Annotated in this window: 9 protein-coding genes; 3 read left to right on the forward strand and 6 right to left on the reverse strand. The window is 71.2% G+C overall.

Translation table 11 applies throughout. The features are described 5' to 3' along the window. The 4 genes from AOK00_RS06435 to AOK00_RS06450 form a co-directional block, all read right to left on the reverse strand. Nucleotides 1-1,356, reverse strand: a 1,356-nt coding sequence (locus AOK00_RS06435) for a sensor histidine kinase (RefSeq protein WP_437441394.1), incomplete at its 3' end; no start/stop codon positions are given. Between the two features lie 105 nt (nucleotides 1,357-1,461). After that, a complete protein-coding gene (locus AOK00_RS06440; RefSeq protein ID WP_055599343.1) occupies nucleotides 1,462-2,349 on the reverse strand; it encodes a DUF4429 domain-containing protein in 888 nt (295 codons plus the stop codon). 74 nt (nucleotides 2,350-2,423) lie between these two features. Next, a complete protein-coding gene (locus AOK00_RS06445; RefSeq protein ID WP_055599350.1) occupies nucleotides 2,424-3,563 on the reverse strand; it encodes an alpha/beta hydrolase in 1,140 nt (379 codons plus the stop codon). Between the two features lie 162 nt (nucleotides 3,564-3,725). Beyond that, on the reverse strand, nucleotides 3,726-4,361 hold the full coding sequence (locus tag AOK00_RS06450; protein WP_055599344.1) for a TetR/AcrR family transcriptional regulator: 636 nt from the start codon (nucleotides 4,359-4,361) through the stop codon (nucleotides 3,726-3,728). A gap of 117 nt (nucleotides 4,362-4,478) precedes the next feature. On the opposite strand from AOK00_RS06450, the gene AOK00_RS06455 reads away from it, so the two are divergent. Together AOK00_RS06455 and AOK00_RS06460 are read left to right on the forward strand one after the other, a co-directional pair. After that, on the forward strand, nucleotides 4,479-6,101 hold the full coding sequence (locus AOK00_RS06455) for an MFS transporter (protein WP_055599345.1): 1,623 nt from the start codon (nucleotides 4,479-4,481) through the stop codon (nucleotides 6,099-6,101). Nucleotides 6,102-6,266: 165 nt separating this feature from the next. Further along, a complete protein-coding gene (locus AOK00_RS06460; protein WP_055599346.1) occupies nucleotides 6,267-6,641 on the forward strand; it encodes a peptidase inhibitor family I36 protein in 375 nt (124 codons plus the stop codon). Here AOK00_RS06460 and AOK00_RS06465 read toward each other — a convergent pair. After that, a complete protein-coding gene (locus AOK00_RS06465) occupies nucleotides 6,622-7,464 on the reverse strand; it encodes a potassium channel family protein (protein WP_055599347.1) in 843 nt (280 codons plus the stop codon). The two genes, AOK00_RS06460 and AOK00_RS06465, sit on opposite strands and share 20 nt — an antisense overlap. A 100-nt stretch (nucleotides 7,465-7,564) precedes the next feature. After that, a complete protein-coding gene (gene aceE, locus AOK00_RS06470; RefSeq protein ID WP_055599348.1) occupies nucleotides 7,565-10,297 on the reverse strand; it encodes a pyruvate dehydrogenase (acetyl-transferring), homodimeric type in 2,733 nt (910 codons plus the stop codon). Nucleotides 10,298-10,715: 418 nt separating this feature from the next. Here aceE and AOK00_RS06475 point away from each other — a divergent pair, with 418 nt between their 5' ends. After that, a complete protein-coding gene (locus AOK00_RS06475; protein ID WP_030321821.1) occupies nucleotides 10,716-11,138 on the forward strand; it encodes a DUF3052 domain-containing protein in 423 nt (140 codons plus the stop codon). The last annotated feature ends 28 nt before the right edge of the window (nucleotides 11,139-11,166 follow it).

Below are 11,166 nucleotides of genomic sequence, written 5' to 3' on the forward strand. Positions count from 1 at the left end.
GGCCGGCGCCGGGTTCCGGGCCGGGGGCGCCGCCACGGCGGGGGCCGGGTCCGGGGTCAGCGGCAGCCGCGCGGCGACCCGGAAGCCGCCGTCCGGCAGCGGCCCGGTGTCGAGCGAGCCGCCCGTCAACCGTACGCGTTCCCGCATGCCGACGAGCCCGTGCCCGGTGCCGGAGGCGCCGCGTTCCACCGCGGAATCCGCTTCCGTCGAGGGCCCGTTGACGACGAGGACCGTCAGCGATCCGCCGTCCGCCCGGATCGAGACCCGGGTCGAGGCCCCCGGTGCGTGCCGGACGATGTTCGCGAGGGCCTCCTGCACGATGCGGTACGCGGACAGGTCCACCGCCTGCGGTACGTCGCCGAGGTCGGCGGCGAGCCGCAGCTCGGCCGGCACCCCGGCCCGTACGGTCGCCTCGACGAGCTGCTGGACCCGGTCGAGGCCGGGCTGCGGGGCCCGCTCGCCCTCGCTGCCGTCACTGCGCAGCACGGACAGCAGCCGTCGCATCTCGGCGAGCGACTCGCGCGCGCTCGACGCGATCGAGGTGAACTCCTCGCGCGCCGCGTCCGGGAGGTCCGGGATGCGGTACGGGGCCGAGTCGGCCTGCACGGTGATCACCGACATGTGGTGGGCCACCACGTCGTGCAGCTCGCGCGCGATCCTGGCCCGCTCCTCCAGGAGCGTGCGGCGGGCCCGCTCGGCCTCGCTGATGGTCTCCTGCTCGACGAGGCGCCGCTGGGCGTCGCCACGCGCGCGTACCGCCGCGGTGAGGAGGAGCAGCACCCCGCTGAGGACGACGAGCAGGGTGTGGACGCTGGTGTACCCGGCGGGCCGGAAGATCTCCAGGGCGTACCCGGCGACACCGGTCGCCAGCCACACCCCGAACAGCGCCCGGCGGGACTCGCGCAGGCCGAGCGCGATCATCAGCGCGCAGTAGCCGACGACGATCGGCGGGGTCCAGGGCCAGAGTTCGGCGCGCGGTCCGTCGGCGGCGAGCAGCACGACCGCGCCGAGCACATCGGCGGCGAAGATGATCCACCAGGCCTGGAGCGGACGTGCGACGGCGAGCAGCAGCGGGGCGGTCTGGGCGGTGCCGATGGCCCCGGCGAGCGCGCCGTTGACGCCGTAGTCCCCGGCGAGGAGGTGGACCGTGGTGGGGAGCAGGGAGGCGACGAACGCGAGGGCGACGGCGTACGGCAGCAGGCGCACCCACCGTGAGGCGGCGTCGGCGAGGAGGGGCGCCCCCGGGGTGGTGGGCGTGGTGAGCGCGGTCCCGAGCCCCTGGAACATCTCGCGTGTCCGGGTGCTGAGCTGCCGCAGGGTGGGGGTGGGCGGCTCGTGCCGCGGTTCGGTAGCCATGACCAGCTCAGGGTAGGCAGCGGGCCCGGCCCCCGACGTCATACCGGGGACCGGGCTCTGTCCTGATACCGGGGTATGACGTCGGGTCTCCGGCTCCGGCTCGGGCTACAGCTCCGCGAGGAGTTCCGCCTTCTTCGCCGAGAACTCCTCGTCCGTCACCAGTCCCGCCTGGTGCAGTTCACCCAGGTGCCGAATCCTTTCAGCTACGGCCCCGGGAGCGGCGGCCGTACGGGCCGGGACGCGGTCCGAGGTCCTGATCGCCGCCAGGACCGCCGCCGCGAAGGGGAGGGACAGGTGCACCGGCCCGTATCCGAGGCCGAACACGACCGAGGCGGGGTCACGGTCCGGCTGGGGCGAGCGGAGTTCGCCACCCCGGGGAACCAGCCGCAGATGCCCGTCCAGGACCTCCGGCGAGCGCCACTCGACCCCGCAGAGATCCCGTACGTGGAAGAACTGGTCGCCCGCCTTCCACTTCTCGGAGGACGCTCCCGTCCAGGACCAGCGGAACGAGACCTCCGACTGCCCGTCGAAGTTCGCCTTCCCGTCGTACGCCTTGAAGGACTGCGGGCCCTGCGGCGGCGCCACGAGGAAACGGTCCGCGGGCGTCACGTCGCCCCCGTCCGAGGGATCGTCGGAGTGCACCGCCCCCGCCGTCCCGGGCCCGAGTACGGCCCGCAGCTCGTCCCGGTAGTACTCGGCGAGCGTCTCCCGGTCCGCGGGCAGCACCAGGCGGTACGGGTCGCAGTTCTCCGAGAGCTGCCCCGCGGCCGCCTCCATCAGCGGATCGGCGCCCGGTCTCGGCACGGCGTGCAGCACGACGGTGCCCCGCTTGCCGGGCGAGAGCGTCACGGACGCCAGCGCCTCGTGCGGTACACGTCGTTCGCGCAGCACGCCGAAGAGCCTTGGCGCACGGTTCCCCCGGTCGAAGCGGATGACGAGGGCGTCACTCTCGAACTCCCAGGTGGCATGAATTCCGGCCAGCACATCACCCATACGCCTCATCGTAAGCGGCGCGTGCCCGCGCGTCGCCCCCGTGAAAGGTCCCGAAATTACGTGATCTACGCGCGTCAGCGCCCTTCCGTACCGGATATTCCCCCGTGGCAAGCGCTGTCGGCACGTGCGCAGACCAGCTCCCCGTACGAGCCGACGCCTATCGCGGCGAAGTTGCCGAGGCTCTCGGTACCCGGCTCGAAATAGCCACTGTGGCCGATGGCGCCCCGTGCCGAGAGCAGCCGGGCGCCGAACTCCGGGGCCACCGGATCGGCTCCGTGCCCGACCCCGCCCACCTCCAGGTGCGGCACGCCCGCGATCCAGTCGTCGGCGTCCCGCATCGCCCACACGCGCGCGGGGGTCCGGAGTTCCGTCGCCCGCTCCACCCGCATCCCGGGGCTTCCGGCCACGGCCAGGTCCGTCACCCGGGCGGGCAGCCGGGGCGCGGCGACCCCGCAGAGCACGGAGCCGTAGCTGTGGCAGAACAGCGCCACGCGCGCGTCGCCGGGCAGTGCCTCGGTCAGCCGGACGAGCCGCGCGGCGCCTCCCTCGGCGAGGCGGCCGGTCATGGCGTCGACGCCGACCCCGGCGGGCGCCGTGTAGTCGGCCCAGGCGATGACGGCGACCCTGGCGCCGGGGGAGGCCTGCCGCTCGGCACGGTAGAGGGACTCGGCCATGCCGGCGGGAGCCGCGTACCGGCCGTGGGTCTTCTGGAAGGTGAGGAGGTTGGTGTCGACGCCGGGCACGATCACCGAGACGTGCCGGGCCCCCGCCAGGTCTCCGAGGACCTCGGCCGTCCGCCCCGTACCGGTCGGGTCGAAGGCGAGGATCTGCCGGCCGGGCCGCATCAGCGAGACGAAGCGGTCGAGGCGCCGCTGCGCCTCGTGCCGTCCCTCGGGGGAGAGCCGGGTGTCGTGAATCCTGCCCCGTTCGACGGTGAGTTCGCGGCCGAGGGAGATCCGGTTGGCGCGGTAGCGCAGGGCGACCGGGGCGCCGTCGAGATTGCCGACGACGAGCGGATGCCGTTCGGCGAGCCCGGCCGCGCGCGCGGGGCCGAGCCGGGCGAAGAACGCGGCTATGCCCCCGGCGGGGGTGTCCGGGCCGGGCAGGGGCCGGTGGTCGATCCGGTCGCGCGCCCAGGCGGCGAGCGAGGCCTCGCGGGACGGACCGGGCACCGGACGGTGCTTGATCGTCGTCCAGCCCGTGGTCGTGAGCATCACGAACACGACGGCGAGCGCGAGCAGGGTGCGCAGGACGACGAGCGTGGGGGAGTCGGCTTCGACGGGGGTCACGGGCGGCCATCCTACGGGTCGTGGGTGAACGACCCGGCCGCGCAGCGCATGTCCGGTCGCGCACCGCTACGTCCCGTCGCGCCGGCGCTACGTCCGGTCGCGCCAGCGGGGTGCGAGGGCCGGTGCGAGGTGGTCCAGATACCGCTCGGTGAGGGCGCGGATGGCCTCCAGGCTCTGGTCCGTACCCCGGCCCCACATCTGCCCTGTTACACGCATCACACCGCTGAACGCCGCCACCGCGATCCGCGGCCGCGGGTCCACGTCGACGTCGAGGCCCTCCCGCTCGGCGATGATCCGGGCGAGGGTCTCCTCCATCTCGGTGGAGCGGCGCAGATGCACGGCGAGCAGCGCGGGCGTCGACTCGATCATCTGGAAGGTGCGCAGGTACAGCTCCAGCGGCACGACCTCGGTGATGGCGTCGCCGATGGTGTCCCAGCCGGAGAGCACGGCGTTGCGCATCGCGTCGAAGGGGCCCTCGCCGGGGGGCCGCCGCCGGAGGGCCTCGACGAACCGCTCCTCCACCATCTGCTGGACGGCGAAGGCGACCTCCTCCTTGGAGGAGAAGTAGCGGAAGAAGGTGCGCTGGGAGACCTCGACGGTGTCGACGATCTCGTCGACCGTCGTCCGCTCGTAGCCGTGCTCGGTGAAGAGTTCGAGGGCCACCTTGATCAGCGCCTCGCGCGTACGTTGCTTCTTCCGCTCCCGCAGGCCGGGCAAGGTCACGTCAGGGTCCTCTTTTCCCGCATTTCGTCCAGCTCAGCGTACCTGTGAGCTACGTGACAGTTACCGGCGTGTGAATCGCTTTGTCAATTGTCAGTGACTGTCACTAGCCTCGTTCGCATGACTAGTCAGATCACCGTGGAAAAGGCCCCGCAGGGTCAGGGGGACGCCCGGGAACCCGTACCGGCCCCGGCGAAGGGACTGCGTGGCCATCCGTGGTTGACGCTGTTCGGAGTCGCGGTCGGCGTGATGATGGTCGCGCTCGACGGCACGATCGTCGCCATCGCCAACCCCGCCATCAAGACCGACCTCGGCGCCTCCCTCGCCCAGGTCCAGTGGATCACCAACGGCTATCTGCTCGCGCTGGCCGTCGCCCTGATCACCGCCGGCAAGCTCGGTGACCGCTTCGGCCACCGGCAGACCTTCCTCATCGGCATCGCCGGCTTCGCCCTCGCCTCCGGCGCCATCGGCCTCTCCGACTCCATCGGAGCCGTGATCGCCTTCCGTATCCTCCAGGGCCTCTTCGGCGCCCTGCTCATGCCGGCCGCGCTCGGCCTGCTGCGCGCCACCTTCCCCGCCGAGAAGCTGAACATGGCCATCGGCATCTGGGGCATGGTCATCGGCGCGTCCACCGCGGGCGGCCCGATCGTCGGCGGCCTGCTGGTCGAGCACGTCAGCTGGCAGTCCGTCTTCTTCATCAACGTGCCGGTCGGCATCGTCGCGCTCGTCCTCGGCCTGGTCATCCTCAAGGACCACCGCGCGGAGAACGCGCCGCGCTCCTTCGACGTCCTCGGCATCCTGCTGCTCTCCGGCGCCATGGCCTCCCTCGTCTGGAGCCTCATCAAGGCCGGGGAGTCCTGGGGCTGGTCGAGCGGCAAGACCTGGGGCGGCCTGCTCGGCGCGGTGCTGCTCTTCGCGGTCTTCGCCTTCTGGGAGACCAAGGTCAAGGAGCCGCTCATCCCGCTGGCCATGTTCCGTTCCGTGCCGCTCTCGGCCGGTGTGGTGCTGATGGTCCTGATGGCCTTCGCCTTCATGGGCGGCCTGTTCTTCGTGACCTTCTACCTCCAGGGCGTGAAGGGGCTCAGCCCGGTCGACAGCGGCCTTCACCTGCTGCCGCTGACCGCGATGATGATCGTCTCCTCGCCGCTCGCGGGCGCGCTGATCACCAAGTTCGGCCCGCGGGTGCCGCTGGTCGGCGGCATGGTCTGCACGGCCGTCGCGATGTTCGGCATGATCACGCTCTCCTCCGGCACCGGCACCTTCGTCATGTCCCTCTGGTTCGCCCTGCTCGGCCTCGGGCTCGCCCCGGTCATGGTCGGCGCCACCGAGGTCATCGTCGGCAACGCGCCCCTGGAGCTCTCCGGCGTGGCCGGCGGTCTCCAGCAGGCCGCGATGCAGGTCGGTGGCGCGCTCGGCACGGCGGTGCTCGGCGCCGTGATGTCCTCCAAGGTCGCCGGCGCGTTCGAGGGCAACTGGAAGGAGGCCGGCATCCCGGCCCCCGTCAACCCGCAGCTGGAGCAGGCCGCCGAGTTCGGCATGGCCCCGCCGGAGCTGGCCCAGGCGCCCGGGATGACCCCCGATCTCCTCCAGCGGATCACCGGCGTCATCCACGACACCTTCCTCGACGGCATGGGCCTGGCCTTCACCGTCGCCGGTGTCGTCGCCGTCGTCGCGGCCCTCGTCGCCACGCTCACCAAGCGCGGCGAGAACGCGGAGGCGGGCGGCATGGGCGGTCACATCTGACGTCCGGTCCGGCGTCCCGCGGGGTCTTCGCGGCCTGACGCCCCTCGGGGCTCCCGTGAGGGGCCGTCACCCGTTCGCGTGAACGGGGGCGGCCCCTCTTCCGTCTCCGGGTGACGTCCGCCATGCTTTTGGTTACGGAGAGTGACCAAACGGGGGTTCATCAGCATGTACGTGTATACGAAGACCGCACTGGTCGTCGCGGCCGTCCTGACCGCCGTCCTCGCGGTGCCGGCGGCGGCCGTGCCGTCCGGGACCGCTCTGGGGGCCTGCGGGCCGGGGCGGCTCTGCCTGTGGCCCAAGCCCGACTTCAAGGGCAGGGCGCAGAGCCACGAGCTGGCGACGACCGACATCGAGAGCTGTGTCGCGCTGCCGCCGGGCACCTCGGCCCAGTCCCTCGCCAACCGCACGGGACGGCCGGTCACCACCTACCAGTCCGCCGAGTGCGCGGAGGCGGGGGAGTTCGAGACCTATCCGGGACGGGGGACCTGGGTGCCGCAGACGCCCTACGAGGTCAGAGCGTTCAAGCTCTGGGAGCGGTAGGCGCGGGGACGTCCTGGGGCGCCGGCCCAGCGGCGCCGGCGAGTGCGGCCCCGGGGGGTACGGCCGCTGGGGGTACGGCCCCGGCGGGTACGGCGCCAGTCGGTACGGCCGCTGCCGGTACCGACAGCCGGGCGACCTCCGCGCGCAGTTCGCGGACCTCCAGGGTCAGTGTCTCCAGGAGTTCGGTCTGGCGGCGCTCCACCGCGTCGTCGCGGTCGAAGCGGGAGATGAACCAGGCCGCGATGTTGGCGGTGACGACACCGAGCAGGGCGATGCCCGAGAGCATCAGGCCCACCGCGAGGACCCGGCCGAGACCCGTGGTGGGGGCGTGGTCGCCGTACCCGACCGTGGTCATCGTGGTGAACGACCACCAGACCGCGTCCCCGAGCGTCTTGATGTTGCCGTTGGGGGCGTCCCGCTCGACGTGCAGCACGGCCAGCGAGCCGAACATCATCAGCCCGACGACCGCGCCCGCCACATAGGTGGTGAGCGTTATCTGAGGGGCCATCCGGGCCCGCCGGCCCACGAGGAGGAGGGTGGAGACGACCCGCAGCAGCCGCAGCGGCTGCACCATCGGCAGCAGGACCGCGAGCAGATCGAGGGGGTGGGAGCGGACGAAGGCCCAGCGGGCCGGGGCGAGGGTCAGCCGGACCAGGTAGTCGAGGGCGAAGGCCGCCCAGACCGCCCACTCGACATGGGTGCACAGCCGGTGCACCCAGGGTGCGGCGCCGGGAGCCACGATGGGCACGGCGTAGGCGACCCCGAACGCCACGGCCAGCGCGAGCAGCGGTGCCTGTGTGCGTTCTTCCCAGCGATCCCTCATGCGGGGAATCGTAGAGAACGCCGAAGGGCGGCGAGACCGAGGTCCCGCCGCCCCTCACCAGGTGCGCTGTGCTACTGGAGAACGGCCCGGGGCCACCGGATCAGGCGTCGCCGCCCGCGGCGCCCGGGTCGGCGGCCGCCACGTCGAGCAGCTGGTAGCGGTCCACCGCCTGCTTCAGGGCCGAGCGCTCGATCTTGCCGTCGCGGGCCAGCTCCGTCAGCACGGCCAGCACGATCGACGGGGCGTCGATGTGGAAGTGGCGACGGGCCGCGCCCCGCGTGTCCGCGAAGCCGAAGCCGTCCGCGCCCAGCGAGCTGTACGTGCCCGGCACCCAGCGGGAGATCTGGTCCGGCACGGCCCGCATCCAGTCCGAGACCGCCACGAACGGGCCCTCCGAGCCCCGGAGCTTGCGCGTCACGTACGGGACGCGCTGCTCCTCGTCCGGGTGGAGCAGGTTGTGCTCCTCGACGGCCACGGCCTCGCGGCGCAGCTCGGTCCAGGAGGTCGCGGACCAGACGTCGGCCCGGACGTTCCACTCCTCGGCGAGGATCCGCTGCGCCTCCAGTGCCCACGGCACGGCGACACCGGAGGCCATGATCTGCGCCGGGATGATGCCCGCCTCGGCCGGCCTGAAGCGGTGGATGCCCTGGAGGATGCCCTCCACGTCCACGTCCGCCGGCTCGGCCGGGTGCTGGATCGGCTCGTTGTAGACGGTCAGGTAGTAGAAGACGTCCTCGGCCTCGGAGCCGTACATGCGGCGCAGACCGTCCTTGACGATGTGCGCGATCTCGAAGCCGTACGCCGGGTCGTAGGCGATACAGGCCGGGTTGGTCGAGGCCAGCAGGTGGGAGTGGCCGTCCGCGTGCTGGAGGCCCTCGCCGGTCAGGGTCGTCCGGCCGGCGGTGGCACCGAGCACGAAGCCGCGGGCCAGCTGGTCGGACATCTGCCAGAACTGGTCGCCGGTCCGCTGGAAACCGAACATCGAGTAGAAGACGTACACCGGGATCAGCGGCTCGCCGTGCGTGGCGTACGCCGAACCGGCGGCGATCAGCGAGGCCGTGCAGCCTGCCTCGGAGATGCCGTCGTGCAGCATCTGGCCGGTCGGCGACTCCTTGTAGGCGAGGAGGAGTTCGCGGTCCACCGCCTCGTACTGCTGGCCCAGCGGGTTGTAGATCTTGGCGCTCGGGAAGAACGCGTCCATGCCGAAGGTGCGGTACTCGTCGGGGGCGATCAGCACGAAGCGCTTGCCGATCTCCTTGTCCCGCATGAGGTCCTTCAGGATGCGGACGAAGGCCATCGTGGTGGCGATCGACTGCTGCCCGGACCCCTTCCTGGCGGCCGCGTAGGTGTTGTCGTCGGGGAGGACCAGCGGCTTCGCCCGCACGACCCGGGTGGGGACGTACCCGCCCAGCGCCTTGCGGCGGTCGTGCATGTACTGGATCTCCTCCGAGTTCCGGCCCGGGTGGTAGTACGGCGGCAGGCCGTCCTCCAACTGCCGGTCGGTCACCGGGATGTGCAGCCGGTCGCGGAAGCGCTTCAGGTCGTCGACCGTCAGCTTCTTCATCTGGTGGGTCGCGTTGCGGCCCTCGAAGTTCGGTCCGAGCGTCCAGCCCTTGACGGTCTGGGCGAGGATCACCGTCGGCTGGCCGGCGTGCGCCTTCGCCGCCGCGTAGGCCGCGTAGATCTTCTTGTGGTCGTGACCGCCGCGGCCCAGGTGCAGCACCTGCTGGTCGCTCATGCCCTCGACCATCGCCCGCAGCCGGTGGTCGTCGCCGAAGAAGTGGTCGCGGATGTAGCCGCCGGTCTCCGTGGCGTACGTCTGGAACTGGCCGTCCGGGGTGGTGTTCAGCTTGTTGACCAGGATGCCGTCGCGGTCCTGCGCGAGCAGCGGGTCCCAGGAGCGGTCCCAGATGAGCTTGATGACGTTCCAGCCGTTGCCCCGGAAGATCGACTCCAGTTCCTGGATGATCTTGCCGTTGCCGCGGACCGGGCCGTCGAGCCGCTGGAGGTTGCAGTTGACGACGAAGGTGAGGTTGTCCAGGCCCTCACGGGCGGCGATGGACAGCTGGCCGAGCGACTCGACCTCGTCCATCTCGCCGTCGCCGAGGAACGCCCAGACGTGCGACTTGGAGGTGTCGGCGATCCCGCGCGCCTCCATGTACCGGTTCATCCGGGCCTGGTAGATCGCGCCGAGCGGGCCGAGGCCCATCGACACGGTGGGGAACTCCCAGAAGTCCGGCATCAGCCGCGGGTGCGGGTACGACGAGAGCCCGTTCGGGAACTTCGACATCTCCTGGCGGAAGCCGTCGAGCTGCGTGTCGTTCAGCCGGTCCAGGAGGTACGCGCGGGCGTAGATGCCGGGCGACGCGTGCCCCTGGAAGAAGATCTGGTCGCCGCCGTCGCCCTCGTCCTTGCCGCGGAAGAAGTGGTTGAAGCCGACGTCGTACAGCGAGGCAGAGGAGGCGAAGGTCGCGATGTGGCCGCCGACGCCGATCCCCGGACGCTGGGCGCGCGAGACCATGACGGCCGCGTTCCACCGGGTGGCGTTGAGGACCTTGCGCTCGATCTCCTCGTTGCCGGGGAAGAAGGGCTCGTCCCTGGTCGCGATCGTGTTGACGTAGTCCGAGCTGCGCATCTCGGGCACGGCCACGCGCTTCTCGCGGGCCCGCTCGATCAACCGGAGCATGAGGTAGCGGGCCCGCTCACGGCCCCGCTCGTCCACGGCCGCGTCGAGGGAGTCGAGCCATTCCTGGGTCTCTTCCGGGTCGAAATCCGGGACCTGGCTGGGAAGGCCGCCAATGATGATCGGGTTGCGATCGGATCCGGGAGCCACGCTCTTCCTTCGCTGTTCGGTGGTGCCCACGAGGCCACGAAGTGGTCGGGATGTCCATCGTGTACCCCGTGTGCGCCAGACGTCACATTTACCGAGGGGTAACCCCCAGCGGTGTCCTCCACGAGTCTGGGTGCGGTCAAATCGCAACCTTACGCTCAACCCGCGCATGCGTTTCGTCCGGGCGTTCGGCAGACTGAAACCTCAGAAGTCCTCAAACCGGGATGAATCATGTGTGCCTGATCACGGAGCGGGGTCCCCGCAGTGCCGGAAGTTGCGGCGAGACGGCCCCAAACGTCACCGTTTCGGCGGTCTCCACGGCCGGGTACTTGCGCGATCCACCCCGGCACGTGTGGACTACGGCCAGCGCCGCGCGCATACGCGCGGCCCAAGCATTTACCGAATGAGCAGGAGGCAAGCCGTGAGCGCGACCGCGGACCACGCGGAGGAGCGGACCAACCCGGCCGTCAGGCTGGGGTTCGAGCCCGGACAGGTGGTCCAGGAGATCGGCTACGACGACGACGTCGACCACGATCTCCGTGAAGGCATCGAGTCCATCATCGGGGCCGAACTCGTGGACGAGGACTACGACGACGTCGCTGACGCCGTCGTGCTCTGGTTCCGCGACGAGGACGGCGATCTCACCGACGCCCTGGTGGACGCCATCGGTCTTCTGGAGGACGGCGGCACCATCTGGCTGCTGACGCCGAAGACCGGCCGCGACGGCTACATCGAGCCGAGCGACATCAACGATGCCGCGCAGACAGCTGGTCTCTCCCAGACCAAGAGCATCAGTGTCGCCAAGGACTGGACGGGCACCCGCCTGACCGCCCCCAAGCGCTGATCACCACGCTGCGAGAAGCCCCCGCCGG

It is taken from the genome of Streptomyces aureus, from assembly GCF_001418135.1.
In the GTDB taxonomy this organism is placed as follows: domain Bacteria; phylum Actinomycetota; class Actinomycetes; order Streptomycetales; family Streptomycetaceae; genus Streptomyces; species Streptomyces aureus_A.